24 protein-coding genes are annotated in these 24,976 nt (G+C 71.7%); 6 read left to right on the top strand and 18 right to left on the bottom strand.

The window, feature by feature from the left end; translation table 11 throughout:
* Positions 1 to 181 precede the first annotated feature (181 nt).
* The 3 genes from N5I75_RS25035 (at position 182) to N5I75_RS25025 (ending at position 2,925) form a co-directional block, all read left to right on the top strand.
* Positions 182 to 1,186 carry a carboxymuconolactone decarboxylase family protein gene (locus N5I75_RS25035; RefSeq protein ID WP_476680822.1) on the top strand — a complete coding sequence of 335 codons (1,005 nt, stop codon included), beginning with the start codon at positions 182 to 184 and terminating at the stop codon, positions 1,184 to 1,186.
* A complete protein-coding gene (locus tag N5I75_RS25030; protein ID WP_476680820.1) occupies positions 1,183 to 2,154 on the top strand; it encodes a class I SAM-dependent methyltransferase in 972 nt (323 codons plus the stop codon). Before N5I75_RS25035 ends, N5I75_RS25030 begins: the two co-directional genes overlap by 4 nt.
* Positions 2,155 to 2,238: 84 nt before the next feature.
* Positions 2,239 to 2,925: a hypothetical protein gene (locus N5I75_RS25025; RefSeq protein WP_476680818.1), complete on the top strand. Its 687-nt coding sequence runs from the start codon at positions 2,239 to 2,241 to the stop codon at positions 2,923 to 2,925.
* A gap of 47 nt (positions 2,926 to 2,972) precedes the next feature.
* Here the strand turns inward: N5I75_RS25025 and N5I75_RS25020 are convergent, their stop codons facing one another.
* From N5I75_RS25020 to N5I75_RS24965, 12 genes are all read right to left on the bottom strand, one after another.
* The gene (locus N5I75_RS25020; protein WP_476680816.1) at positions 2,973 to 3,701 is read right to left on the bottom strand and encodes an aspartate/glutamate racemase family protein; all 729 of its coding nucleotides are present in this window, start codon (positions 3,699 to 3,701) and stop codon (positions 2,973 to 2,975) included.
* Between the two features lie 54 nt (positions 3,702 to 3,755).
* Positions 3,756 to 5,246, bottom strand: a complete 1,491-nt coding sequence (locus N5I75_RS25015; RefSeq protein WP_476680814.1) for an NCS1 family nucleobase:cation symporter-1 — start codon at positions 5,244 to 5,246, stop codon at positions 3,756 to 3,758.
* A gap of 187 nt (positions 5,247 to 5,433) precedes the next feature.
* Complete coding sequence (locus N5I75_RS25010) at positions 5,434 to 6,006, bottom strand: dihydrofolate reductase family protein (RefSeq protein ID WP_476680812.1); 573 nt, start codon at positions 6,004 to 6,006, stop codon at positions 5,434 to 5,436.
* A gap of 32 nt (positions 6,007 to 6,038) precedes the next feature.
* A complete protein-coding gene (locus N5I75_RS25005) occupies positions 6,039 to 7,559 on the bottom strand; it encodes an NCS1 family nucleobase:cation symporter-1 (RefSeq protein WP_476680810.1) in 1,521 nt (506 codons plus the stop codon).
* Between the two features lie 25 nt (positions 7,560 to 7,584).
* Positions 7,585 to 8,607, bottom strand: coding sequence for a TIGR03842 family LLM class F420-dependent oxidoreductase (locus N5I75_RS25000; protein WP_476680808.1), 1,023 nt, complete (start codon positions 8,605 to 8,607; stop codon positions 7,585 to 7,587).
* A gap of 14 nt (positions 8,608 to 8,621) precedes the next feature.
* Positions 8,622 to 10,022: a dihydropyrimidinase gene (gene hydA / locus N5I75_RS24995; protein ID WP_476680806.1), complete on the bottom strand. Its 1,401-nt coding sequence runs from the start codon at positions 10,020 to 10,022 to the stop codon at positions 8,622 to 8,624.
* A gap of 24 nt (positions 10,023 to 10,046) precedes the next feature.
* The gene (locus N5I75_RS24990; protein WP_476680804.1) at positions 10,047 to 10,889 is read right to left on the bottom strand and encodes a nitrilase-related carbon-nitrogen hydrolase; all 843 of its coding nucleotides are present in this window, start codon (positions 10,887 to 10,889) and stop codon (positions 10,047 to 10,049) included.
* 108 nt (positions 10,890 to 10,997) lie between these two features.
* Positions 10,998 to 12,557 carry a PucR family transcriptional regulator gene (locus N5I75_RS24985; RefSeq protein WP_476680802.1) on the bottom strand — a complete coding sequence of 520 codons (1,560 nt, stop codon included), beginning with the start codon at positions 12,555 to 12,557 and terminating at the stop codon, positions 10,998 to 11,000.
* Between the two features lie 93 nt (positions 12,558 to 12,650).
* On the bottom strand, positions 12,651 to 13,940 hold the full coding sequence (locus tag N5I75_RS24980; RefSeq protein ID WP_476680800.1) for an aspartate aminotransferase family protein: 1,290 nt from the start codon (positions 13,938 to 13,940) through the stop codon (positions 12,651 to 12,653).
* Positions 13,941 to 14,112: 172 nt separating this feature from the next.
* Complete coding sequence (locus N5I75_RS24975) at positions 14,113 to 14,364, bottom strand: helix-turn-helix domain-containing protein (protein ID WP_398194010.1); 252 nt, start codon at positions 14,362 to 14,364, stop codon at positions 14,113 to 14,115.
* Between the two features lie 64 nt (positions 14,365 to 14,428).
* Positions 14,429 to 15,097 (bottom strand): response regulator, encoded by a 669-nt coding sequence (locus tag N5I75_RS24970; RefSeq protein WP_476680798.1) that lies wholly within the window; start codon positions 15,095 to 15,097, stop codon positions 14,429 to 14,431.
* Positions 15,094 to 16,260, bottom strand: a complete 1,167-nt coding sequence (locus N5I75_RS24965) for a sensor histidine kinase (RefSeq protein ID WP_476680796.1) — start codon at positions 16,258 to 16,260, stop codon at positions 15,094 to 15,096. The genes N5I75_RS24970 and N5I75_RS24965 overlap by 4 nt, the downstream gene beginning before the upstream one ends.
* Positions 16,261 to 16,362: 102 nt before the next feature.
* Between N5I75_RS24965 and N5I75_RS24960 the strand changes: the two genes are divergently transcribed.
* Together N5I75_RS24960 and N5I75_RS24955 are read left to right on the top strand one after the other, a co-directional pair.
* On the top strand, positions 16,363 to 17,304 hold the full coding sequence (locus N5I75_RS24960) for an ABC transporter ATP-binding protein (RefSeq protein WP_476681268.1): 942 nt from the start codon (positions 16,363 to 16,365) through the stop codon (positions 17,302 to 17,304).
* Positions 17,301 to 18,122: an ABC transporter permease gene (locus tag N5I75_RS24955; RefSeq protein ID WP_476680794.1), complete on the top strand. Its 822-nt coding sequence runs from the start codon at positions 17,301 to 17,303 to the stop codon at positions 18,120 to 18,122. Before N5I75_RS24960 ends, N5I75_RS24955 begins: the two co-directional genes overlap by 4 nt.
* Positions 18,123 to 18,138: 16 nt before the next feature.
* Here N5I75_RS24955 and ggt read toward each other — a convergent pair whose 3' ends face one another.
* Positions 18,139 to 19,962, bottom strand: coding sequence for a gamma-glutamyltransferase (ggt, locus tag N5I75_RS24950; protein ID WP_476680792.1), 1,824 nt, complete (start codon positions 19,960 to 19,962; stop codon positions 18,139 to 18,141).
* Positions 19,963 to 20,078: 116 nt separating this feature from the next.
* Between ggt and N5I75_RS24945 the strand changes: the two genes are divergently transcribed.
* A complete protein-coding gene (locus tag N5I75_RS24945) occupies positions 20,079 to 20,837 on the top strand; it encodes a hypothetical protein (RefSeq protein WP_476680790.1) in 759 nt (252 codons plus the stop codon).
* A gap of 175 nt (positions 20,838 to 21,012) precedes the next feature.
* Here the strand turns inward: N5I75_RS24945 and N5I75_RS24940 are convergent, their stop codons facing one another.
* The 5 genes from N5I75_RS24940 to N5I75_RS24920 form a co-directional block, all read right to left on the bottom strand.
* Positions 21,013 to 21,918, bottom strand: coding sequence for an amino acid ABC transporter permease (locus N5I75_RS24940; RefSeq protein WP_476680788.1), 906 nt, complete (start codon positions 21,916 to 21,918; stop codon positions 21,013 to 21,015).
* Positions 21,915 to 22,559, bottom strand: coding sequence for an amino acid ABC transporter permease (locus N5I75_RS24935; protein WP_398193992.1), 645 nt, complete (start codon positions 22,557 to 22,559; stop codon positions 21,915 to 21,917). The genes N5I75_RS24940 and N5I75_RS24935 overlap by 4 nt, the downstream gene beginning before the upstream one ends.
* 11 nt (positions 22,560 to 22,570) lie before the next feature.
* Entirely contained in the window at positions 22,571 to 23,482 is a 912-nt protein-coding gene (locus tag N5I75_RS24930; protein ID WP_476680786.1) for a glutamate ABC transporter substrate-binding protein, read from the bottom strand.
* A 17-nt stretch (positions 23,483 to 23,499) separates the two neighbouring features.
* Positions 23,500 to 24,243, bottom strand: a complete 744-nt coding sequence (locus N5I75_RS24925) for an amino acid ABC transporter ATP-binding protein (RefSeq protein ID WP_476680784.1) — start codon at positions 24,241 to 24,243, stop codon at positions 23,500 to 23,502.
* Positions 24,244 to 24,376: 133 nt separating this feature from the next.
* Complete coding sequence (locus tag N5I75_RS24920; RefSeq protein WP_476680782.1) at positions 24,377 to 24,814, bottom strand: DUF6278 family protein; 438 nt, start codon at positions 24,812 to 24,814, stop codon at positions 24,377 to 24,379.
* Between the last annotated feature and the right edge of the window lie 162 nt (positions 24,815 to 24,976).

The raw sequence follows: 24,976 nt of genomic DNA, 5'->3' as shown, positions 1-24,976 counted from the left end.
GTCTGCCCGGCACACTAGACCGCCCCACTGACATCGGCGTCCGCCCCGAGAAGGGCGGCGGGCGCCCGCCTACTCCCCCGGGAGTAGGCCGAGTTGGGATCCGGCGTACGACGCCCGAGTACGGGGCGCCGGGCGAGGCTGTGCGGCGTCGCAGCAAGTGACCACGGACCAAGGAGCCCGTATGCCCGGCCCGTACCGCTACACCGAGCCACCGTCGCCCAAGTCCGTCACCGGCACCGCGGCCGCCGTCTGGGCGCAGACCGCGACCGACTTCGGCATCGCACGCCCCTCGACCCTGGTCGTCCTCTCCTCGGCACCCGAACTGCTGGCGCCCGCCTGGGCGTTGCTCCGGGAGTCCCTGATCGCGGGCAGCGGTTCGCGTACCGACCGCGAGCTGGTCGCGGCCGGGGCCTCCCTCGCCAACCGCTGCCCGTTCTGCGTCGACGCGCACGCCGTGCTGCTGCACGCCACCGGCGACCACGCGCTCGGCGAGGCGGTGGCCCGCGACCGCGCCCCGGACGACGCCCGCGCGGCGCGGCTCCTGGCGTGGGGGCGCGCCACGCGCGTGCCGGGCTCCCCGAACCTCGCACCGCCGCCGTTCGCCCGTGCCGACCTCGCCTCGCACCTCGGCACCGCGCTGACCTTCCACTTCATTAACCGGATCGTCTCCGCGTTGTGCGCCGAGAACCTGCTGCCCGGCAATGCCCAGCGCGTGCAGGCGGTCCGCTCGCTCGTCGGCCGGAGCGTGGCCCGCGTGGTCCGCGCCGCGCACGCCCCGGGCGCCTCGCTCGCCCTGCTCGACTCCCCGGGCCCGGGGCCGGCCTGGGCGGCGGGCACCTCCGTCGGGCCCGCCTACGACGCCCTGCGCACCGCCGCCACAGCGGGCGCCGCCCTCCTCGACGACGCCGACCTGAGCCTCGTACAGGACACCGTGGCGCGCTGGGACGGCTCGCATCCGGCGCCCGCCTGGCCGGACCTGCCCGGCCGGGCCGAGCGCCCGGGGGCGCGGCTCGCGCTGCTCGCCGCGCTGGCGCCGTACCGGATCACCGACGAGGACGTAGCGGCGTGGCGCGTGCAGCCGTTCACCGACCACTGCCTGGTGCGTCTCATCGCCTACGGGGCGTTCGCCGCCGTGGACCGGATCGAGTCGGCCCTGCCCGTCACCCACCTCCTGGAGCCCCGATGACCCCCAGCACCCCGCTGACCTCGATGACCCCGACGACCATGACGACCCCGACGACCCCAGCCGCCCCGGTCACCCCGACCGCCCCCGCCGCCCCCGCCGCCCCGGTGCACGCCACAGTCGCCAACCTCCGCCAGGAACTCGCCTGGAACGGCCCCCTGGGCCGGCACTGGGCCGCCCACCACCGCCGCTTCGACGCGATGCTCGGCGAGGCCGACGCGGCGCTGTTCGAGGCCGCCGCGATCGCGCCCGGCGACCGTGTCCTGGACATCGGCTGCGGCGCCGGCGCCACCACCCGCACGGCCGCCCTGCTCGCCGCGCCGGGGCATGCCGTGGGCGTCGACATCTCGGTGCCGCTCATCGAGCGCGCCCGCGCGCGTACCGACGAGGAGGGCGTGCGCGGGGCGACGTACGAGATCGGCGACGTGCAGACCCACCCGTTCGCCCCCGGCACCTACGACCTCGCGCTCAGCCGGGGCGGCGTGATGTTCTTCGAGGACCATGTGGCGGCGTTCGCGAACGTGGCGCGCGCCCTGCGCGAGGGCGGCAGGCTCGCCTTCGTCTGTCCGCGCCGGACGGGCCCGGAGACGGAGGAGGGCGCGGTGCTCGCACGGTTCGCGCGCCGCCTCGCGGAGGGCACCCGGGACGCGGCGCCCGCGGAGCCGGACCCGGACGCGCGCGCGGCGGGCGCCGCGATGGCCTCGCTGTCCGAGCCGTACCGGATCCACGCGGCGCTGCACCGCACGTTCCACCGGATCGCCGTGAACCCGGTCGACGTCCGGACCCGCTGGGGCGACTCGCCCGGAGGACACGCTCCGTCCGTACGCGACCGGGGGCGGCGTGCGGATGCGCGCGGGCGTCTGGGTGGTCACGGCCCTGCGCCGGGACGACGCGGGCGCGTGAGCCGAGGACGGGCGCGCGAGGGCGGCGCGGGCTCCGGCGTGCGGTGCCGGTGTGTGATGCCGGGGTGACGGAAGTGGCGGTATCGCCGCACAGCAAGTCATGTGAAACTGAAACCGACCGCCCCCACCCCACTGAAGTAAGGGACGTACGCCGTGCGTTCTCTCCCGCTGCCGGTCATGCTGACCGCCCGGCTCCTGCCGGTCGCCCTGCTCGCCTGCGTGGGCTGGGCCTGGTCCACGGGCCCGATGTCCGGCTCCGACTCCTCCGAGAAGGAGCACAAGGACGCGGCGCCCCGGCCCTCGGCGTCCGCGTCGCCCGGCCCGAGCGAGAGCGCGGCGGTCAAGACGTACGCGAAGCCGCCCACGCCCTGCGACGCCGTGACGGACAAAACGGTCACGTCGCTGGTGCCGGGCGCGAAGACGGCGGGCAAGGAGCTCACGGCGACCGACGAGGCGGTGCGCCGCGGCTGCTCCTGGAGCGCGCTCAAGGGCTACGAGTACCACTGGCTCGACGTCTCCTTCGAGGTGAAGGACTCCGACGCGCTCGCGGAGCGGTCGTACACGTCCGGGGACAAGGGCGACGGCACGCCGCAGCGGATCGGCGACGCGGCCCGGCTCACCTCGACCCTCGCCACCAAGGACAAGCAGAAGACCCGCGAGGCCGTGGTCACGGCCCGCGCCGCGAACGTCCTGGTGACCGTCACCTACAACGGCAGCGACTTCGAGTCCAAGGGCGCGCCGTCCGCCGCCACGATCGACAAGGGCGCGCTCCAGGCGGCCCAGGACGCGATCGCCGCGCTCCGGGCGACAGCCGGAAGCACCCCGGCCGCCGCCTCCTGACCCCTCTCCTGCCCCCCTCCTGACCTCCCCGCCCGCCGGTCCGGCCGCTACGCCGCGATGAACGGCGGCCAGTTGCGGATCTTCTTCTCGCGGGGCGCCGCGTACGTCCGCACCTTCGACGTGGTGAGTCCGAGCCGTACGAGCGACTCGGCGACGGTCACGGCGGCGGCGACCCCGTCGACGACCGGGACGCCGGTGCGCTCCTTGACCCGCTCGGTCAGCTCGGCCATGCCGCCGCAGCCGAGACAGACGACCTCGGCGCGGTCGATCTCCACGGCGCGGGCGGCCTCCTCGACGATGGCCTCGACGGCGGCGTCCGGGTCGCGTTCGAGGTCGAGCACGGCCATGCCGCTGGCGCGCACGGAGGCGCACCGGTCGGTGAGTCCGGCGAGCTTCAGCCGGTCCTCGATGAGCGGCACGGCCCGGTCCAGGGTGGTGACGACGGAGTAGCGGTGGCCGAGGTACTGGGCGGTGGAGGCGGCGGCCTCGGTGATGTCGACGACCGGCACGTCGAGCAGCTCCTGGAGCCCCTCGCGCCCGTGCTCGCCGTACCCGGCCTGGATGACGGCGTCGAACGGTCCGGGGTAGGCGCGCACCGTCTCCATCACCGCGATCGCGGCGAGGTAGCTCTCGTAGTTGCCCTCGACCGACTCGGCGCCGAACGCCGGGGTCAGCGCCACGATCTCGGTGCCGGGCGCGGCGACGGACCGCGCCTGGGCGCCGATGGCGTCGGTCATCGTCCCGGTGGTGTTGACGTTGCAGACGAGTATGCGCATGGTGGTGCTTTCTGTGCGGAGGGTGGGCCTCAACTGCCGCGTGGCGACGAGGAGTTACGCGGAGTCGACCGCGAGCGCCTCGCCGTCCACGTCGAGGGCGGTGCGGCTGCGGTCGGCGAAGGCCACGTAGAGCAGGGCGGCGAGGCCCGCTCCGATGAACCAGGAGAAGCCGGAGACCGGCTCGAAGACGGGCACGAGGGCGACGACGACGGCCACGGCGGCGGCCGGGCCGAAGGCGCCGACGGCGCGCAGGTGGAAGCCGGAGCGGTAGTGGTAGTCGCCGTCGGCGGCGTCGGTGTAGAGCGCGGGGACGTTGACGCGGGTCCTGCGCACCAGCCAGTAGTCGGCCATGACGACGCCGAAGGCGGGGCCGAGGAGGGCGCCGAGGCCGCCGAGGAAGTAGTTGACGACGGTCGGGCTGTTGTAGAGGTTCCACGGCAGGATGACGAGGCCGATCACGGCGCTGACCAGGCCGGCCTTGCGGAAGTCGAGCTTGCGCGGGAAGAGGTTGACCAGCGCGTAGATCGGGGCGACGAAGTTCGCGAGCAGGTTCACCGCGATGGTCAGGGTGATGAAGGCGAGCGAGGCGAGCACCATCAGCGTGGTGCTGGGGACGGTGGCGACGATGTCCTCGGGACCGGTGACGACCTGCCCGTCGAGCGTGAACTGGCCGCCGGAGAGCACGACCACGATCCCGGCGAAGAAGAGCATGTTGAGCGGGATGCCGACGAGGTTGCCCACGACGATGGCGCGGCGGCTCTTCGCGGAGCGCGTGAAGTCGCAGAAGTTCAGGACGAACGTGCCGTAGATGACGACCCAGAGAGCGGCGCTCTCGAAGACCTGCCGCCAGGCGTCGAGGCCGGTCGGGGCGTGGCCCGTGGAGACCGCGATCGACAGGTCCGTCTTGGTCAGGATCCAGATCGCGAGGCCGCACATCGTGATCAGGATGGCGGGCGCGGCGAACGCCATGTACTTGCGGATCAGCTCCATGCCGTAGCTGACGATCACGACCTGGACCGCCCACAGCGCGACGAAGGTGATCCAGCCGAGGGTGGACAGGCCGAGGATCGAGTTGTGGTCGAGCGACGCGGCGCCCGGCGCGAGTTTCTTGATCACCGCGCGGAGCACCGAGGCGGCGAGGTAGGTCTGGATGCCGAACCAGGCGATGGCGACGATGCCGCGCACCGCTGCCGGGAGCTGCGCGCCCTTGGTGCCGAACGAGATCCGGCTCATCACCGGGAACGGGACGCCCGTCTTGTGGCCCATGTACCCGGAGAGCGTGAGCAGTCCGAACAGCAGGGCCGAGGCGATGGCGAAGGCGATGAGGATCTGCCAGACGCTCATCCCGAGGGCGAAGAGGCCCATGGCGAAGGCGTAGTTGCCGAGGCTGTGCACGTCGTTGCCCCACAGCGTGAACACGTTGTACGCGCCCCAGCGGCGGCCCTCCCTGCGGGTGGGCGCGAGGTCGGGACTGTAGAGCCCGGGGCTGGTGCCGTCCGGCCCCGTGGCTGCGGCTGTGGAGGTCTGTTCGTGCACGGCGACCATGACGCGCTCCTCTGTCTGAATGCGCCCAACTCGCCCTCGAATGCAGGCAAAGGGGCACACGCCTCCGCGAGAGCGACAGCACGCCCCGACGGCTTTGGTATACCAATACGGCGTGTGAAAGGCATCCGTCAATGGAACGCGTCATGGAATTCCGGGATTCAACCGGAGCGGAGCGGCAGCGTGCGCGTCAGCGCACGACCTCGAAAACGTTCTTCTGCAGCCCGTTCGCGTACGCCTCGTGCTCGACGAGCCGCAGGTTCTGCTTGTCCCTGTCCGCGTCGCTGAACAGGCGTTTTCCCGCGCCGAGCAGCACCGGGAAGACCAGCAGGTGGTAGCGGTCGATGAGCCCGGCCGCCGACAGGCTCCGGTTGAGCGAGGCGCTGCCGTGGACGATGACCGGCCCGCCCTCGGTCTCCTTCAGCGCGGCGACGTCGTCGAGCGAGCGCAGGATCGTGGTCGGGCCCCAGTTGTCCACCAGGGCCTCCTCGCCGAGCGTCGTCGACACGACGTACTTCGGCATCGCCGCGTAGTCGGCGAACTCCTCCATCGTGGGCCAGAGCGGGCTGAACGCCTCATAGCTGACCCGGCCGAGCATCATCGCGGCCGCTTCCTTCTGCTCGCGGCCCTTCAGCTCGTACGCCTCGGGACGGAACTCGATGTCCTTGAAGGTCCACCCGGCGTTGCGGTACCCGGACTCGCCGCCCGGGGCCTCCATGACCCCGTCCAGCGAGACGAAGGCGGTGCTGATCAACGTACGCATCTCGGTCCTCCTGATCAGTGGGCCTAGGCGTGTCACGCATGCCGCGTCCCACGATCGCGCCCGGCCGCCATGAGCACCAGATACAAGCACAGCGACGCGCCGAGCCCCACGGCCCACCCGTAGTCGGCCAGCGGTTTCAGGAAGGGGACGACGCCGTCCACGGGGAACGGGCCCGCCTTGTTCCCGTCCTCGTCGAGCGTGGAGTACGAGCCGCCGACCGCGAGCAGCCCGCCGACGGCGAAGGCGGCGACGGCCCGCAGGTTCCAGCCGCCGGAGTACCAGTAGCGCCCGCCCGCCACGTACAGGTCGGCGAGGTCCAGGGCCGTCCGCCGGACGATCCAGTAGTCGGCGATGAGGATGCCCGCGACCGTGCCGAGCAGCCCGCCCACCACACCGAGCCAGGTGAAGATGTACAGCTCGGGCGTCGAGGTCAGCTTCCACGGCATCACCAGGACACCCACGACGCCGGTGATGACCGCGCCCGTACGGAAGGTGATCAGCTTCGGGGCGAGGTTCGCGAGGTCGTACGCGGGCGAGACGACGTTCGCGGCGATGTTGACCGAGATCGTCGCCACGAACACCGTGACCAGCGCGAAAAGCAGCCCGAAGACGCTGTCCGTCTTGCCGGCCAGCTCGACCGGGTCCCAGATCGCGACGCCGTAGACCTGCTCCGAACCGGCGGTCACGAGGACCGACATCAGCGCGAACAGCGTCATGGTCGTCGGCAGCCCGAGCGTCTGCCCGACCACCTGCGCCCGCTGCCCCTTGCCGAACCGGGTGAAGTCCGGGATGTTCAGCGACAGCGTCGACCAGAAACCGATCATGCCCATCAGGCCGGGGAAGAAGATCTTCCAGAAGTCCGCGCCCCAGCCGACCTTCGACGGCTCGTGCAGCAGCGGGCCGAAGCCGCCCGCCTTGTGCGCGATCCAGACGAGCAGCACCAGCGCGCCGACGAGGACGAACGGCGCCGCCCAGTTCTCGAACCGGCGCAGGGTGTCCATCCCCCGGTAGATGATGGCGAGTTCGAGCACCCAGAAGACGCCGAAGCACAGCCACAGCGTCCACGGGTAGCCGCCGATCCTCGCCGCGTCGGCCCAGCCGCCGAAGATCTTGCCCAGGAGGACGAAGATGCCCTGGCCGCCGATCCACGTCTGGATGCCGAACCAGCAGCAGGCCACCGCCGCGCGCACCATCGCGGGCAGATTGGCCCCGCGTATCCCGAACGAGGCGCGGGCCAGGACCGGGAAGGGTATGCCGTACTTCGGCCCGGCGTGGCCCGTGAGCAGCATCGGAAGCAGCACGATCACATTGGCCAGGGCGATGGTGAGCACCGCCTGTCTCCAGTCCATGCCGAGCGCGACCAGGCCCGAGGCGAGCGTCCAGGACGGGATGCAGTGGGCCATGCCGATCCACAGGGCCACGAAGTTGTACGTGGTCCAGCGGCGCTCGGCGAGCGGGACGGGGCGCAGATCCTCGTTGGCGTAACGGCTGTCCGCCGGGAAGGCGTCGGCCCCCAGGTCGGCCGCGCGGACGGGCGGGGCGGTGTCGGTCATGGGCAGTCCGTTCTAGCGAAACGGTTCACACGTGCAGCGCCGGGATCACGTCCCTGCCGTACCGGTCGATCACCGCCTCCTTCGCGTCGTGCATGGCGTACAGGGCGAACTGGTCGACGCCCAACTCCCGCAGCGTGCGCAGTTTCTCCACGTGGGCCGAGGCCGGGCCGAGGAGGCAGAAGCGGTCGACGATCTCGTCCGGCACGAACGCGGTGTCCGGGTTGCCCGAGCGGCCGTGGTGCGCGTAGTCGTAGCCCTCGCGCGCCTTGATGTACTCGGTCAGCTCGTCGGGGACCATGCCCGAGTGCGCGCCGTACCTGGAGACCAGGTCGGCGACGTGGTTGCCGACCATGCCGCCGAACCAGCGGCACTGCTCCCGCGCGTGCGCGAGGGCCTCCGGTGAGTCGTCGTCGGTGACGTATGCGGGCGCGGCGACGCAGATCTTCACGTCCGCCGGGTCCCGGCCCGCCGCGACGGCCGCGTCCCGCACCGCCTTCACCATCCACTCCGTCAGGAACGGATCGGCGAGCTGGAGGATGAAGCCGTCGGCCTCCTCGCCGGTCATCCTCAGCGCCTTCGGCCCGTACGCGGCCATCCAGACGGGGAGTTCGGCGCCCTCGCGCACCCAGGGGAAGCGGACGACCGCGCCGCCGCCGAGGTCCGCCTCGTCGCCCCGGCCGAGCGCACGGATCACCTTCATCGCGTCGCTGATCCGGGCGAGGGTGTTCGGGGCCCGGCCCGCGACGCGCATGGCGGAGTCGCCGCGTCCGATGCCGCAGACGGTGCGGTTGCCGTACATGTCGTTGAGCGTGGCGAAGGTCGAGCCGGTCACCTCCCAGGTGCGGGTCCCCGGGTTGGTCACCATCGGGCCGACGGTCAGCCGCTCCGTCTCGGCGAGGATGCGGCTGTAAATGACGAACGGCTCCTGCCACAGCACGCACGAGTCGAACGTCCACCCGTGGGTGAACCCGGCCCCCTCCGCGCGCTTCATCAACTCCACGACCGCCGACGCCGGCGGGTCGGTCTGCAGGACGAGTCCGAAGTCCATGCTGGCTGCCCCTCTCAGTACTGACATGTGGAGCGCGGGGTGTACGCGCCGTGCCCGGCCCGGCCGGTGAACTCCCGTTCGGTGATGACCAGTTCACCGCGCGAGAGGACCGTCTCGACGCGGCCGGTCAGCCGCTTGCCCTCGTACGCCGAGTAGTCGACGTTCATGTGGTGCGTGGCGGCGCTGACGGTCTGCTCGGCGTGCGGGTCGTAGATCACGATGTCCGCGTCGGCGCCCGGCGCGATCGTGCCCTTCTTCGGGTACAGGCCGAACATCCGGGCCGGTGAGGCGCAGGCGATCTCGATCCAGCGGCGGCGCGTGATGTGCCCGTCGACGACCGCCTGGTGCAGGAGGTCCATGCGGTTCTCGACACCCGGCATCCCGTTGGGGATCTTCGAGAAGTCGCCGCGGCCCAGCTCCTTCTGGCCGGTGAAGCAGAAGGGGCAGTGGTCGGTGGAGACGACCTGGAGGTCATTGGTGCGCAGGCCGCGCCAGAGGGCCGCCTGGTGCTCCTTCGGCCTGAGCGGGGTCGAGCACACGTACTTCGCGCCCTCGAACTCCGGCTCGGCGAGGTTGTCGGTGGACAGGAACAGGTACTGCGGGCAGGTCTCGCCGAAGACGGGGAGGCCCTCGTCGCGGGCGCGCGCCAGCTCGGCGACCGCCTCCTGCGCGGAGACGTGCACGACGTACAGCGGCGCGCCCGCCACCTGCGCCAGCTTGATCGCGCGGTGCGTGGCCTCCGCTTCGAGCAGCGCCTTCCTGACCTCGCCGTGGTGGCGGGGGTCGGTCTCGCCGCGCGCGAGGGCCTGCTGCACGAGGACGTCGATGGCGATGCCGTTCTCGGCGTGCATCATGATCAGGCCGCCGTTCTCGGCGGCGCGCTGCATGGCGCGCAGGATCTGCCCGTCGTCGGAGTAGAAGACGCCCGGATACGCCATGAACTGCTTGAAGGAGGTCACTCCCTCCTCGACGAGGAGGTCCATCTCCTTGAGCGTCTCGTCGTGCACGTCAGAGACGATCATGTGGAAGCCGTAGTCGATGGCGCACGTGCCGTCGGCCTTGGCGTGCCAGGCGTCGAGGCCCTCGCGCAGCGAGTGCCCGACGGACTGGATGGCGAAGTCGACGATGGTCGTGGTGCCGCCCCAGGCCGCCGCCCGGGTCCCGGTCTCGAAGGTGTCGGCGGCGAAGGTGCCGCCGAACGGCATCTCCATGTGGGTGTGCCCGTCGACGCCGCCCGGGATGACGTACTTCCGGCTCGCGTCGACGACCCGCGCGTCCGTCCAGGACGCGGCGGTGTCGCTGCCGCTGGCCGCCAGGGCCACGACGCGCCCGTCCTCGATGAGGACGTCGGCGTGCATCTCGTCGGCGGCGGTGACGACGAGTCCGCCGCGGACGACGGTACGGACGGCGCTCATGCTCTCCTCCAGGGGTCTGCCGAACTACGGGCGGGTGAGCGGCTCGTACGCCTGCGGGTTGCGGTCGCGGTAGAACTGCCAGCGGTCGCGGACCTCGCGGAGTGTGGCGATGTCGAGGTCGCGGACGACGAGTTCGGGCGCCTTGTCGTCGGCGACCTCGCCCACGAACCGGCCCTCGGGGTCGACGAAGTAGGAGGTGCCGTAGAAGTCGTTGTCGCCGTACTCCTCCACCCCCACGCGGTTGATGGCGCCGACGAAGTACTCGTTGGCGACGGCGGCGGCCGGCTGCTCCAGCTGCCACAGGTAGCGGGAGAGGCCCCGGCTGGTGGCGGAGGGGTTGAAGACGATCTGCGCGCCTTCGAGGCCGAGCGCGCGCCAGCCCTCCGGGAAGTGCCGGTCGTAGCAGATGTAGACGCCGATCTTGCCGACCGCCGTGTCGAAGACGGGCCAGCCGGAGTTGCCGGGCCGGAAGTAGAACTTCTCCCAGAACCCCTTGACCTGCGGGATGTGCGTCTTGCGGTACTTGCCGAGGTAGGAGCCGTCGGCGTCGATCACGGCGGCCGTGTTGTAAAGAACGCCGGGCTGCTCCTCCTCGTACATCGGCAGCACGAGGACGATGTGGTGCTCGCGGGCCAGCTCCTGGAAGCGGCGCACGATCGGTCCGTCCGGGATCGCCTCGGCGTACGCGTAGAACTCCGGGTCCTGGACCTGGCAGAAGTACGGGCCGTAGAACAGCTCCTGGAAGCAGAGGACTTGGGCGCCCTGCGCGGCGGCGTCGCGGACGGCCTGCTCGTGCGCCTTGATCATGGACTCTTTCTCGCCGGTCCAGGCGGTCTGGAAGATCGCGGCACGGATCACGGGGCTCATCGGGACCTCCTGAGGGGGGTGCGCGGCGTGCTGTCGACGATAGGAATTCCGGCCGGGGGCGCCGAGTCGCACCGTGTCACGTCGTCGGGCGCGCGGCGTTGCACGGTGTCACGTTCCGCGCTGGGCGTCGTGCGCGAGCAGGGCGATGTGGACGGAGGCGGCCTGCTCGAAGTCGTCGAGGTCCATGCCGAGCAGCGCCTCGATGGTCTCCAGGCGGCGGTAGAGGGCGGGGCGGCTCATGTGGTGGAGGTGGGCGGTCCGGGATTTGTTGCGGCCGGTGGCGAGATACGTGCGCAGGACGGGCAGCAGGGCGTCCGTGTCGTCGGCGCGCAGCAGGCCGTCCAGCTCCCGCTCGGCGAACGACTGCACGCGCGGGTCGTCCCGCAGCAGCCGGACGAGACCGCGCAGGCGTACGTCGCCGAGCCGGACCACGGACGGCAGGCCGGGCGGCGCTTCCGCGACGGCCTCCGCGACGTGCAGCGCCTCGCGCAGCCCGGCGGGCACGTCCTCCCAGCCGGGCCGTGCGGGTCCGGCGGCGACGACCGCGTCCCCTTCTCCCGTCTCGGCGCGCAGGCGGGACGCGAAGCGGTCGGTGAGGGCGTCGGCGGCCTGGTCGCGGGCGAGGCTGAGGAGGACGGCGGTGGCACCCTCGGCGACCTCGGCGACGAGCCCGGGGAGGCCCAGGAGGCGTATCACACGGTCGAGCTGGGCCGGGTCTCCGTCGCGGACGACGAGCGGGACGAAGGTGCGGCGGTTCACCGGCAGCCCTGCCGCCCTTGCGCGGGGCAGGAGTTGGCGGGCCGGGACGACGCCGGAGAGGAGGTCGGCGAGGAGGCACCGGGCGGACTGCTCCTCCCAGCTCGGCGCGGAGCCGGACAACATGCGGTGCAGGACGAGCGCCTCGGCGGCTCGGTCGGCCAGCAGGCGGCCCGAGGCGCCGTCGCCCCGGTAGCCGCACAGGACGACGGAGCCCCAGCGTTCGCCCCGGCCGCCGAGGTCGGCGCGGAGCCAGCCCTCGCCGTCGATCTCGCCGGCCTTGCGGGCGATGCGGTCCCAGTCGCGCAGGACGTCGTCGACGGCGGGGCGCTCCCCGGCCGTGGCGAGGACACGGTGGGCCAGGTTGGTGACGACGACCGGGCAGGCGCTGTGGGCGGCGATCTCGTCGAGCAGGCTCTGGAGCGGGGCGCCCGCTGTGATCAGGCCCGTCAGCGCGGTGCGGATGCCCTCGGAGAGGCTGACGGCCGCGAACTTGCGGCGGACCAGGCGGGACTGGACCTCTTCCGTCAACTCCGCGAAGGGGAACGGGCGGTGGAGGACCACCATGGGCAGGCCGTGGCGCTCCGCCTCGCGGCGCATGTCCTCCGGAGGTGCGGGGAAGGCGCGGCCGAGGCCCAGGACGAGGGCCGCGGCCTCTGCTTTGTGGAGGGAGCGGATGTACTCGGTCTGGCTGCGGACGTCGCCTGCCAGGAGGACGCCGGTGGTCAGGATCATCTCGCCGCCGGTGAGCATGACGCCCACGTCCGCGGCCTCTGCTACGTGGACCCAGCGGACGGGGCGGTCGAGGTGTGCCGCCGCTGCGACCACCTCCGGTTGTCCGGCTGCGATTCTGTCCAGGGCGAGGATCTGGCGGACGGAGAGGGAGTGGTCGAGAGCCGGGTTCAGGGTCATGGGCGTCCTCTCCTGGACGGAAGCGCGCCGTGGGTCTTCTGTTGTCCGCCGACTGCGGGTGCGTCGTGGCTGGTCGCGCAGTTCCCCGCGCCCCTAGGCGTGCTCCCGCAGCGCCGCGTCCAGGATCGAGGCTCCCTCCTCCGCCTCCGCCACCGTCAGGGACAGCGGGGGCGCGATGCGCAGGACGCTTGTGTCGTGGGCGCCTCCCTTGCCGATCAGGAGGCCGTTCTCGCGGCAGGACTCCAGGACCGCCGCGGCGGCGTTCGGGGTCGCCTCGCCCGTGTCGGGGTGGGCCAGTTCGATGCCGATCATGAGGCCCCGGCCGCGTACCTCGCGGACGCCGGAGGCATGCGCCGCGATGGCGCGGAGGCGTTCGATGAGGAGGCCGCCGACGCGGCGCGCGTTGCCCTGGAGGTCGTGTTCGAGGAGGTAGGAGAGGTTGGCGAGGCCCGCGGCCATGGTGATGGGGGAGCCGCCGAAGGTGGAGATGGAGTTCGCGCCGAGGCAGTTCATGACCTCGGCACGGGCGACGACGCCGCCGATCGACATGCCGTTGCCGATGCCCTTGGCGAAGGTGAGGATGTCCGGCGGGCCGGACTCGGCGTGGGCCTGCCAGCCCCAGAAGTGGTCGCCGGTGCGGCCCCAGCCGGTCTGCACCTCGTCGGTGATCCAGAGGATGCCGTGTTCGCGGAGCACCTCGCGGAAGCGGGCGTAGAGGCCGTCCGGGGGCGAGGTGAAGCCGCCGACGCCCTGGACCGGTTCGGCGATGAGCGCCGCCACGTCGCCGCGCGTCTGGCCGAGCATGTCGCGCAGGTCGGCGACGCAGGCGTCGGTGAACTCGGCGTCGGAGAGGTGGGCGTACGGGCCGCGGCTCCGGACGCCTCCGTGCACGTAGAGCGTCTGGAGCGGGGAGAGGCTGGTCGGGGACCAGCCGCGGTTGCCGGTGATGCCGACGGCCGAGAAGGAGCGGCCGTGGTAGCTGTTGCGCATGGCGAGGATCTGGTTCGAGCGGCGGTAGGAGGTGGCGAGGAGCAGCGCCGCGTCGTTGGCCTCGGTGCCGGAGGTGGTGAAGAAGACCCGGGCATCCGGGATGCCCGACAACTGGGCTACGCGCTCGGCGAGTTCGATCATCGTGCGGTTGAGGTAGAGCGTCGAGGAGTGGACGATGCGGGCCGCCTGTTCGCTCACCGCCTTGGTGACCTCGGGCAGCGCGTGCGCCGTCATCGTGGTGAGGATGCCGCCGAAGAAGTCGAGGTACTTGGTGCCCGCCGCGTCCCAGACGTGGCGGCCCTCGCCGTGGGTCAGCTCGATCGGGTTCGCGTAGTACAGCGCCAGCCAGTCCGGCAGGGTGGCGCGGTGGCGGGCGTGCAGATCGGGTGTCATGGGCCGCTCCTTTGCCTGCTCCTCTACGCCCGTAGACCAGGGTCGTAGAGGCACGAACGTAAGCCCGTGCGGCAGGCTTGCCAAGACCATCGTCGGCAACCCGCTCGATCGATCTTGATTGACACCCTTGCGGGTGATCTCCGGCCCGGGGCCGGCCGAGGCGCGAGCCGCGTCAGACGGGGACCGGGCCGCAGTGCGCCATCAGTTCGTCCATGGAGAGGCCCAGCTCGCGCGCGATGGCGGCGACGGTGAAGAACGCGGGGGTGGGCGCACGACCGGTCTCGATCTTGCGCAGCGTCTCGACGGAGACGCCCGCCGCCGCCGCGACCTCGGTCATGCTGCGGCCGAGCCGGGCCTCGCGCAGCAGCCGGCCGAGGCGCTCGCCGCGCTCTCGCTCTTGCGGGGTCAAAGGGGTTCGGACCATGGGTCCAGGGTACCTGAGGCCCTATTCCTATACCGGATAAGAATACCGGTGCCTCCCCCTGCTCTCAGCGCTCCGGTGCCACCAGGCCCGCCTCGTACGCGGTGATCACGAGCTGCACGCGGTCCCGCGCGTCCAGCTTGGTGAGCAGGCGGGCCACGTGGGACTTGACCGTGGCCACGCTGATGACCAGGTCGTCGGCGATCTCCTGGTTCGAGCGGCCGAGGCCGATCAGGGTGAGGACCTCGCGCTCGCGCTGGGTGACGCCCTCGGTGACGCGCGACGCGCGGGCCGTCGTCGTCGCCCGCTCCGGCCGCCCCACGAAGTCCGCGATCAGGCGGCGGGTGACGCCCGGCGCGATGAGCGCGTCCCCGGCGGCGACGACGCGGATCGCCGCCAGGATGTCCTCCAGCTGCATGTCCTTGACGACGAACCCGCCCGCGCCGGCCCGCAGGGCCCCGTACACGTACGCGTCCTCGTCGAAGGTGGTGAGCACGAGGACGCGGCTGCCGGTGTCCGCCGCCATGATCCGCCGCGTCGCCTCGATGCCGTCGGTGCCGGGCATCCGGATGTCCATGACGACGACGTCGGGCCGCAGGCGGACGGCCTGCTCGACGGCCTCGGCGCCGTCGCCCGCCTCGCCGGCCACCTCCAGGTCGTCTGTGTCACTGATCAGGACCCTGAGCCCGGAACGCACCAGCGGCTGGTCGTCGACGAGCAGCACCCGTACGGTCACCGGGCCGCCTCCGGCAGCGGTATCCGCGCCGCCACCCGGAACCCGCCGTCCGGTCCAGGACCCGCGCTGAACTCGCCGTGCAGCAGGCTCACCCGCTCCGCCATCCCCGTGATCCCCATGCCGGGCACGGTAGCGGAGGCGACGGGGCCCGTCCCGGCGTCCACGATCTCCAGGCGCAGCGCGTCGTCGGCGTGGGTGACGAGGACGCGGCAGGTGTCGGTGCGGGCGTGCCGGACCACGTTGGCCAGGGACTCCTGCACGATGCGGTACGCCGCCAGGTCGATGTCGGGCGGGAGCGCGCGGGGCGTGCCGGTCACGGCCACCTCGACGCGCACACCCGCGTCCCTGGTCGTCGTCTCGGAGAGCCGGCCGAGGTCCGCGAGTCCCGTGCTCGGGGCGAGCGGGGCCGTCTCGCCCGGCTCGGCCCGGCGCAGCGCGACCAGGGTGCGGCGCAGGCCCTGGAGGGTCTCGCGGCTGGTCGCCTCGATGGCGCGCAGGGCGTCGCGGGCCTCCTTCGGACGGGTCTCGATGACGCGGCTCGCGACACCCGACTGGATGGCGATGACGCTGATGCTGTGCGAGACGAGATCGTGCAACTCCCGCGCGATGCGCAGCCGTTCGGCGGTCACCGCCTCGGCGACGGCCTGTTCGCGCAGGGCCGCCGCGTGCCGGCGCCGCTCCCCCGCCAGCAGCCCGACCATGCAGGCGACGAGCAGCACGAGCAGGGCGACGACCCCGAAGGCGATCAGGTTCTCCGGGTGCACGAAGAAGAGGATGGCGGCCGCCTGCGCGAGGACGGAGAGGACGACGCCCGTGCTCCATTGCGCGGACGAACGGGTCGCCACGAGACGGGCGAGGATCACGTCGGCCGAGACGAACGCGACCACCGTCGTCTGCCGCGAGTCGTCCCAGGGCCCGTACGAGGGCTGGAGCGCGACCGCGGACAGGGTTCCGAGCAGCACCACGATCAGCGCGAGCAGCGGCACCCGTGCGACCACGCCCACGAGGAGCACCGCCGACAGCGCCACCCCGACCGCCCGCACCGACGGCAGCACCTGCGAGGAGCCGAACAGGCACAGGGCCCCGGCCAGGGGGTACAGGGCGAGGCCGCACCAGACGAGGACGGATCGTCGCGGGGGCGCGGCTGCGTTTGCGGCGTTCACACCGGTGAGCGTACGAGGGCGGGGGGCGCGGGGTCATCGGCCCGGGGGATGCATCCCGTGGCCCGATGTGCGGGCGTGCCGCCGCGCGGCACGGTGGCGGACATGATCGAGGTCAACGAGCTCACGAAACGGTACGGCCGCAGGACGGCCGTCGACCGCCTGTCCTTCACCGTGCGGCCCGGTGTCGTCACCGGGTTCCTCGGGCCGAACGGGGCGGGCAAGTCCACCACTCTGCGGGTGGTCCTCGGCCTGGACGCGCCGGACGCGGGCGGCACGGCCGTCGGCGGGGTGCCGTTCGCCTCGCATCCGCGCGGGCTGCGGCACGCGGGCGCTCTGCTCGACGCGCAGCAGGTGCACGGCGGGCGCACCGCCCGCGCCCATCTGGCGGCGCTCGCCCGCTCCAACGGGCTTCCCGCGCGGCGGGTCGCCGACGTCCTCGCCGAGGTCGGTCTCGCCGAGGCGGCCGGGCGGCGGATCGGCGGATTCTCGCTGGGTATGAAGCAGCGGCTCGGGGTGGCGGCGGCGCTGCTCGGGGATCCGCCGGTGCTGCTGTTCGACGAGCCGTTCAACGGGATGGACCCGGAGGGGGTGCTGTGGCTGCGGCGGCTGTTCCGGCGGCTCGCCGCCGAGGGGCGCACGGTGTTCCTGTCGAGCCATCTGATGGCGGAGATGGAGTCCACGGCCGACGAGTTGGTGGTGATCGGGCGGGGGCGGCTCGTGGCGGCCGAGCCGCTGCGGGTCTTCGCGGCGCGGGCGGCGCGGCTCAGTGTCGTGGTGGGGACGGTGCGGGCCGCCGACTTCGCCCAGGTGCTGGTGGCGGCGGGCGCGGAGGCCGTGCCGGAGGGCGGTTCCGAGAGCGGTGAGCGCCTGGTGGTGACCGGGCTGTCCGCCGAGCGGATCGGTGCTCTCGCGTCGGAGCACCGCTTCCCGCTACGGGAACTGACCACGCGGACCGCCTCCTTGGAGGAGGCCTTCATGGAGCTGACCGCCGACCGGGTCGAGTACCCGGCGCACACCCCGCACCCGACGGGAGCCGCCCGATGACCGCGCCCACCGCCGCCGCCCCCCGCGCCCGCAGCACCGATCTGCTCGCCGCCGAGTGGATCAAGCTCCGCTCGCTGCGCTCCACGCCGTGGCTGCTCGGCGCCGTCACCCTGACCGTCCTCGTCACCGCCGCGCTCGCCGCCTGGAGCGACTACCAGGACGTGCCCCGGCTCGACGCGGACGCCCGCCGCGACCGCGTCTTCGCGCTCGGGGACGCCTTCCCCGCCGAGGGCTACCTCGTCCTGATGCTGGTGGCGGGCAGCGTCGGCGCGATCGTCGTCGTCAGCGAGTACGGCAGCGGACTGATCCGGACCACGACCGCCGCCGTGCCGGCCCGCCGCGCGCTCATGCTCGCCAAGGCCGCCGTCACCGCCCTGCTCTGGACCGGCGTGGGACTGCTCTGCGCGCTCGGCTCGTTCGCGGTGTCGCAGGCGATCCTGAGCGGCCGGGACGTCGCCGTCTCCCTCACCGACCCGGGCTCCCTGCGCGCCCTCGCCGCGTCGGCGCTCCTCGCCCCCGTCAGCGCGCTGATCGGGTTCGGCCTCGGCGTGCTGCTCCGGCACGGCGCGACGACCATGGTGGCCTCGGCGTTCGTGCTCCTGATGCTGCCGATGTTCTTCGGCTCGCCCGAACCGTGGGTCGAGCGGGCACGGAACATGATGGTGCAGAGCGCCTGGCAACGCCTGGTGACGCTGTACGGGTGGGGGCCGGAGGCGTACGGCGGCGCGACGGTCGCCGGGTCCTGGACGGTGTTCGCCGTCTGGCCGCTGGTGACCGTCGCGCTCGCCCTGTTCGTGGTGGGCCGCAGGGACGTGTGACACCGTCCCCGCCGAGTCACCTGCCCGGCGTCACCACCATCGCCGAGCCCCCGCCGCGCCGTACGGGCTCGGCGGCGGCCAGCCACTTGCCGTTCGCCAGGCGCTGCACGCCCGTCGCCGCGCCGATCTCCGGGTTGAGCTTGAAGGAGTGCCCGATGGCCTCCAGCTCCGTACGGAGCGGGCTGTCGTACAGGCCAGGTTCCAGCTCGGTCTGCGCGGCGTTGCGCTGGCTGGCGCGGGGCGCGGCGATGGCGTCGACGAGCGGCAGGCCCCGGTCGAGGAACCCGGTCAGGGTCTGCAGCACGGTCGTGATGATGGTGGCGCCGCCGGGCGAACCGACCGCGACGACCGGCTTGCCCGCCTTGTCGAGCACGATGGTCGGCGAGATCGACGAGCGCGGCCGCTTGCCGGGACCCGGCAGGTTCGGGTCGTGCACGTCCGGGCTCGCCGGGGCGAAGGAGAAGTCGGTCAGCTCGTTGTTGAGCAGGAAGCCGCGGCCGGGCACGGTGATGCCGCTGCCGCCGGTCTGCTCGATGGTGAGGGTGTAGGAGACGACGTTGCCCCACTTGTCGGCGGTGGTGAGGTGCGTGGTGTTCTCGCCCTCGTACGTCGTCGGGGCCGCCTTGTCACCCGCCTTGCCGCACTGTCCCGGATGCCTGGGGTCGCCGGGCGCGACCGGGCTGGTGAGCACCGCGTCGTCCTTGATCAGGCACGCGCGCGAGTCCGCGAACCGCTGCGACAGGAGCTGCTTGGCCGGTACGTCCTCGAAGGCCGGGTCGCCGACCCAGCGGCCCCGGTCGGCGAACGCGATACGGCTCGCCTCGATGTACCGGTGCAGGTAGCGCACGTCGGACGCCTTCGACAGGTTCGTCCGCTCCAGGATGTTCAGCGCCTCGCCGACGGTCGTGCCGCCGGACGAGGACGGCGCCATCGAGTAGACGCCGAGACCGCGGTAGGAGGTCTTCGACGGGGCCTGGTACTTGGCGCGGTACGCCTTCAGGTCCTTCGCCGACAGCTTGCCCGGCCGCGCGTTGTACCCCGACGCCGGGTCGACGGGCGGCTTGGTGGCGGTGCGCACGATGTCGGCGCCGATGTCCCCGCGGTACACGGCCCCGACGCCCTTGCGGGCCAGCTCCTGGTACGTCCGCGCCAGGTCCGGGTTCTTCAGCGTCGAGCCGACGGCCGGGAGCCGACCGCCGGGCAGGAACAGCTTCACCGTGTCGGGGAAGTTGCGGAACCGGGCCTCGTTCGCGGCGGTCTGCGAGCGGAACGTCTCGTCGACGGTGAACCCGTCGCGCGCCAGCTTCTCCGCGGGCTTCAGCACCGTACCGAGCCGCTTGCTGCCCCACGCGTCGAGCGCGGACTGCCAGGTCGCCGGGGTCCCCGGCGTGCCCACGCCCAGGCCGCTGGTGACCGCGTCGGCGAAGGGGATCGGCTTGCCGTTCTCCAGGAACAGGTCCGGGCCCGCCGACAGCGGCGCCGTCTCGCGGCCGTCGATGGTGTGCACCTCGCGGCTCTTGGCGTCGTAGTAGACGAAGTAGCCGCCTCCGCCGACGCCCGAGGAGTACGGCTCGGTCACGCCGAGCGCGGCGGCGGTGGCGACGGCGGCGTCCACCGCGTTGCCCCCGTTCCGCAGCACCTCGATGCCCGCCGCCGAGGCGTCCGCGTCGACGCTCGCCACGGCGCCGCCGTACCCGACGGCCACCGGCACCTTCCGCGGGCCGTCCTGAGAAGCGCCGGAACTCCCCGAGGCGGCCGAGGGAGGCGCCGCCGCGCCGACCGCCACCATGGTCGCCGCAACGGCGCAGAATGACAGATTCCGCCCAATCGAACGTCGCATCAGTACCTCCGGTCAACAGCCGTCCGCGCAGCGTAACTTGACTTGTCAGCGACGTCAGGACCCCCTCGAACACCGGTGTGTCCGGCCGGTGTGTCCGCCCGCTAGAGTGCGCGCCCATGACTGAAGACGTGCGCTCCATCGTCGTCGGCCTGATCGCGGCGGGCGTCGGCGCCGCCCTTGGCTGGCTCGTCCGCGCCCATCTGTGGAAGCGCCGCCTCCGCCGCAAGCAGGCCTTCTTCGGGCTGCCCGACAACTCCGAGTCGCTGCTTGTGGTGAACCGGGACGCGGGCGGCCCCGACCTGATGGTGCGGCGCCACGACGTCTTCGCGCTCCTCGAACTCTCCGCGATCGTCAAGGACTGCGGCGCCCACGCGCAGGTCGTCGCGCACGACACGGCCCAGCAGGGCTTCGGCGAGCGCACGGAGTTCTGCATCGGCGGCCCGGTAGCCAACCGGCGGATGGCCGCGCACATGGTCAGCCTGCTGCCCGGCATCCGGGTCAACAACGACCCCGAGCCGGGCCCCGACCGCGGCGCCTTCCAGATCGGCTCCGAGCGCTACCGCCTGGAGCCCGGGATGACGGAGTACGTGGTCCTCGCCCGGCTGACGGCGGGCCAGGCCAAGGAGGCGCGGCCGGTGTTCCTCTTCTGCGGCCAGCTGCCCATCACCCACCAGGCCGCCACCCGCTACCTCGCCCGGAACCACGAGCGGCTCGCGCGCAAGCACGGCAACGCCTCGTTCGTGCTGCTCCTGAAGGTCGTCAACTCGGGCGCGTACGGGCCCGACGTGGTCGAACTGGTGGGCGATGTCACACGGGCCGCGCAGACGCCGCTGCCGGCCCCGGCGGGGCCGCGCACCTCGCACCGCGCGAAGTAGGCCCGCCAAACCCCGTTGAAGACCAAGGGGAGCGGTGCCCCTGCCGCGTACGAAGGCGACAAGGGCCCGCTCGGCCTCGGCAAGCAGGCGCGTCCCGTCCCGCGCGCAGCTGACCTTCTCCGCACGGAATGCGAAGTGATCTCCGGCTGCCGGGCGAGGACTGCCCATGCTCCGGCTACTGCACCCCTGGCAGCAGCGTCCCTGGTTCGGCCGGGGCGACATCCGCGGCCTCGGTCTTGGGATTGCGCCGCTGCCGCTTGGACACCCACTGGGCGAACCACGACAGCAGCATGCACATCCCGATGTAGATCGGCGAGATCACCATCACCACAGGGATGAAGGGCAAATCGTAGTCGAGGTTCGAAGCGATCAGCTTCCCGGCATGGAGAAACTCCTCATACGTGATCAAATAACCGAGCGAGGTGTCCTTCAGGGCGACCACCAGCTGGCTGATGATCGCGGGCAGCATCGCCCGTACGGCCTGCGGTACGAGGACATGCGTCATGACCTGCGTCTTGCGCATCCCGAGCGCGTACGCCGCCTCGCGCTGGCCGCGCTCCACGGAGTTGATGCCGGAGCGGAAGACCTCGGCGAGCACGGACCCGTTGTAGAGCGTCAGTCCGGCGACAAGCGCGGAGAGCGGCTCCATCTTCAGGGCCACGTAGATGAAGAAGATCATCACGAGGACCGGCATGGCGCGGAAGAACTCGACGAAGAGCGTGGCGAGCCAGCGCACCGGCCTGTGGTCGGAGAGGCGGCCCACGGCGAGGAGCGTGCCGAGGACGAGCGAGAGGACGGCGGCGATGGCGAACGCCTTCAGCGTATTGCCGAGGCCGCGCAGGAGCAGTTCCTGGATGCCCTTGTACTCGAACGGCATCCACTTGGTGCGCGTGAACTGGTCGGTGTCGAAGAGGAGGTAGAGGATCCAGCCGACGAGCGCGAGCACGAGGAGGGTGGACAGGACGCCGTAGAGGCGGTGGCGGCGCTCCGTCTTCGGGCCCGGGATGTCGTAGAGGGCGGTGGAGTCGTGGTCGAGGGCTTTCAGCCGCCGCCGCTTCGGGCGGCTCAGCAGGTGGCTCATCGGGCGACCCCCCAGCGCTTCTCGAGGATGTTGAACAGGGCGCTGATGGCGAGCGTGATGACGAGGTAGCCGATCGCGATCCAGACGAACGTCCAGATGATGTTGTAGCCGAGTTCGCTGAGCGTCTTGTACGTGCCGAGCAGCTCGACGACGCTGAACGCGCCCGCGATCGCCGAGTTCTTGGCCAGCGCGATGAGCGTGGAGCCGACCGGCGGGATCACGGACCGGAACGCCTGCGGCAGGATCACGTGGGTCAGCGTCTGGCCGAAGGTCATGCCCAGGCTGCGCGCCGCCTCGCCCTGCCCCTTGGGCACGGTGTTGATGCCGGAGCGCACCGCCTCGCAGATGAACGCGGAGGTGTAGCAGCCGAGCGCGAGCACCGCGAAGACGGTGAAGGGCAGGACGAGCCCGAAGCGCGGCAGCCCGAGCAGCACCGCGAAGAACAGCAGGGTGAGCGGGGTGTTGCGCAGGACGGTGACCCAGGCGGTGCCGAGGGCGCGGAAGGAGCCGACGGGCGCGACGCGGAAGGACGCCATGAGGAACCCGAGCACGAGCGCGAGGACCGAGGCGTAGACGGTGAGTTCGACGGTGCCGAGGAAGCCCTTCCAGTAGAGCGAGAAGTTGTCGGTCAGGACGTTCACGGTCGCGCTCCTCAGCTCGCCGGGTAGCGGTCGATGGCGGGCGGCTTCGGGGCGGACTCGCCGGACAGGCCGAGCGTGGCCTCGTAGGCGCGCTTCCAGTCGCCGTTCTTCTGCCGGGCCTCCAGGGCGTCGTTCATGGCGGACCGCAGCGCGTCGTCGCTCCGCGGGAGACCGATCCCGTACGGCTCCTGCGAGAACGGTTTGCCGGCCAGCTTCATCTCGTCGGGCGCCTTGGCGGCGAAGCCGAGCAGGATCGCGTCGTCGGTGGTGACGGCGTCGACCTGATAGGTGAGGAGGTTGTCGACGCAGATCGAGTACGTGTCGTAGGCGACGAGGTCGGCCTTCGGGTGGTCGGCCTGGATCCGCTGGTACGGGGTCGAACCCGCGGCCGAGCAGACGCGCTTGCCGTCGAGGTCGTCCGCGCCCTTGATGTCGTCCTCGTCGGTGCGCACGAGCAGGGACTGGCCCGCCATGTAGTAGGGCCCGGCGAAACCGACGAGCTTCTTGCGGTTGTCGTTGATGGTGTAGGTGCCGACGTAGTAGTCGATCTGGCCGTTCTGCAGGGCCGTCTCGCGGTTGGCGGAGGCGATCGTCTTGAACGTGATCTTCTTGGGGTCCAGGCCGAGCGAGGCCGAGACCATCTTGGCGATCTCGATGTCGAACCCGGAGTAGACGCCGTTGGCCGGATTCTTCTCGCCGAGGTAGGGCTGGTCCTCCTTGGCGCCGACGACGAAGTGGCCGCGCCGTTGCGCGGCCCGCCACGTACGGGAGTCGGGCAGGGAGAAGCCCCGCGCGACGGTGTACTGGGGGAGTTCGTCCCCCGACGGGCCCTTGACGGGCGGGCTGCCCTCCTTGCCGCAGGCGGTGGCGGCGAGGGCCGTCAGCGCCAGGGCGGCAAGCAGCAGTGGCGATCTGCGCATCATGCGTGCTGCACTCCCCGTCAGTGCTTGAGGATCTTGGAGAGGAAGTCCCGGGCGCGCTCGCTCTCGGGGCGGGCGAAGAAGTCCTCCGGGGCGCGGTCCTCGACGATCCTGCCGTCCGCCATGAAGACGACGCGGTCGGCGGCGGTGCGGGCGAAGCCCATCTCGTGGGTGACGACGACCATCGTCATGCCCTCGCGCGCCAGTTGCCGCATGACCTCCAGGACCTCGTTGATCATCTCGGGGTCGAGGGCCGAGGTCGGCTCGTCGAAGAGGAGCGCCTTCGGGTCCATGGCCAGGGCGCGGGCGATGGCCACGCGCTGCTGCTGGCCGCCGGAGAGCTGGGCGGGGAACTTCTCGGCGTGCGCGGCGAGCCCGACCCGGTCCAGGAGTTCCCGGGAGCGCCGGTCGGCCTCGTCCTTCTTGCGCTTCCTGACCTTCACCTGGGCGAGCGAGACGTTCTGCAGGACCGTCTTGTGCGCGAAGAGGTTGAAGGACTGGAAGACCATGCCGACTTCGGCCCGCAGCCGGGCGAGCGCCTTGCCCTCCGCGGGCAGCGGCCGGCCGTCGAGCCGGATCGACCCCGACCCGATGGTCTCCAGGCGGTTGATCGTCCGGCAGAGCGTCGACTTTCCCGACCCCGAAGGGCCGATGACCACCACCACCTCCCCCTTGCCGACGGCGAGATCGATGTCCTGGAGGACATGCAGCTCCCCGTAGTGCTTGTTCACGTCACGCAGCTCGATCAACGGATCGACGGCCATGGCAGTACCTGCCCACTCTCAGCTGTGTCGGTCCGCGCAAACTATCCACGCCGATATAGGACTTAACGGACGACACGCGAGTATGGGCATTAACCGTATTTGCGGCTCAACTGCGTCCGGGCACCGGCCCTCGCTAGAACTCGGCGGCCTCCGCGTAGAACTGCGACAACTCGGGGACCCCGCTCGCCGCCCAGGCGTGACCGGCCTCCACCACGTCGATCTCCCGGCCCGACGCGAGCCGCACCACCGGCTGCCCGTCGGACCAGATCACCCACGCGGTGCCGGGCACCCGGCGGACGAGGACGGTGCCGAGGTAGAGGCCCGCGTCATTGCCGAGCCAGTGCAGCGCCTCCTCGTCCTCCCGCCAGCGGGGCACCAGTTGGTCGAGCGCCGCCAAGGACTGCACGGAGTCGTCGAGTTCGACCCCGGACTGCTCCGCCTGGGCGCGCAACAGTTCGCACTCGGCGAGGAGTTCGGCGAGCCCGGCCGCGTCGGTCCCGTCCGGCGGGACGACGGCGACCGCCGCCGCGCCGTACCTCTTGCGCCAATGCTCCACGAAAGGGATCTTCATACCGACCAGCCTCGCATTCGGCCCCGCCCTCGCACCACAGGCGCGCTGGCCTACGTTCGCGGTGAGTTCACGCCGCCTTCGGCCGCACCTCATTGACCCGTCGTCACCTCCTCCTTACCTTCAGTGCGCACCGTCACGCCAGCCGCACCATGAAGGGAGCCG

This window comes from Streptomyces sp. R818 (genome assembly GCF_056172735.1).
The sequence above is the reverse complement of the archived record's forward strand: the minus strand, read 5'-3'. Positions and strand labels throughout refer to the sequence as shown.

Bases quoted from the DNA above. Each gene is read 5' to 3' on its own strand.
- N5I75_RS25035 (WP_476680822.1), top strand. From the start codon at position 182: ATGCCCGGCCCGTACCGCTACACCGAGCCACCGTCGCCCAAGTCCGTC.
- N5I75_RS25030 (WP_476680820.1), top strand. From the start codon at position 1,183: ATGACCCCCAGCACCCCGCTGACCTCGATGACCCCGACGACCATGACG.
- N5I75_RS25020 (WP_476680816.1), bottom strand. From the start codon at position 3,701: ATGCGCATACTCGTCTGCAACGTCAACACCACCGGGACGATGACCGAC.
- N5I75_RS25015 (WP_476680814.1), bottom strand. From the start codon at position 5,246: ATGGTCGCCGTGCACGAACAGACCTCCACAGCCGCAGCCACGGGGCCG.
- N5I75_RS25010 (WP_476680812.1), bottom strand. From the start codon at position 6,006: ATGCGTACGTTGATCAGCACCGCCTTCGTCTCGCTGGACGGGGTCATG.
- N5I75_RS25005 (WP_476680810.1), bottom strand. From the start codon at position 7,559: ATGACCGACACCGCCCCGCCCGTCCGCGCGGCCGACCTGGGGGCCGAC.
- N5I75_RS25000 (WP_476680808.1), bottom strand. From the start codon at position 8,607: ATGGACTTCGGACTCGTCCTGCAGACCGACCCGCCGGCGTCGGCGGTC.
- hydA (WP_476680806.1), bottom strand. From the start codon at position 10,022: ATGAGCGCCGTCCGTACCGTCGTCCGCGGCGGACTCGTCGTCACCGCC.
- N5I75_RS24990 (WP_476680804.1), bottom strand. From the start codon at position 10,889: ATGAGCCCCGTGATCCGTGCCGCGATCTTCCAGACCGCCTGGACCGGC.
- N5I75_RS24985 (WP_476680802.1), bottom strand. From the start codon at position 12,557: ATGACCCTGAACCCGGCTCTCGACCACTCCCTCTCCGTCCGCCAGATC.
- N5I75_RS24980 (WP_476680800.1), bottom strand. From the start codon at position 13,940: ATGACACCCGATCTGCACGCCCGCCACCGCGCCACCCTGCCGGACTGG.
- N5I75_RS24975 (WP_398194010.1), bottom strand. From the start codon at position 14,364: ATGGTCCGAACCCCTTTGACCCCGCAAGAGCGAGAGCGCGGCGAGCGC.
- N5I75_RS24960 (WP_476681268.1), top strand. From the start codon at position 16,363: ATGATCGAGGTCAACGAGCTCACGAAACGGTACGGCCGCAGGACGGCC.
- N5I75_RS24955 (WP_476680794.1), top strand. From the start codon at position 17,301: ATGACCGCGCCCACCGCCGCCGCCCCCCGCGCCCGCAGCACCGATCTG.
- ggt (WP_476680792.1), bottom strand. From the start codon at position 19,962: ATGCGACGTTCGATTGGGCGGAATCTGTCATTCTGCGCCGTTGCGGCG.
- N5I75_RS24945 (WP_476680790.1), top strand. From the start codon at position 20,079: ATGACTGAAGACGTGCGCTCCATCGTCGTCGGCCTGATCGCGGCGGGC.
- N5I75_RS24940 (WP_476680788.1), bottom strand. From the start codon at position 21,918: ATGAGCCACCTGCTGAGCCGCCCGAAGCGGCGGCGGCTGAAAGCCCTC.
- N5I75_RS24930 (WP_476680786.1), bottom strand. From the start codon at position 23,482: ATGATGCGCAGATCGCCACTGCTGCTTGCCGCCCTGGCGCTGACGGCC.
- N5I75_RS24925 (WP_476680784.1), bottom strand. From the start codon at position 24,243: ATGGCCGTCGATCCGTTGATCGAGCTGCGTGACGTGAACAAGCACTAC.
- N5I75_RS24920 (WP_476680782.1), bottom strand. From the start codon at position 24,814: ATGAAGATCCCTTTCGTGGAGCATTGGCGCAAGAGGTACGGCGCGGCG.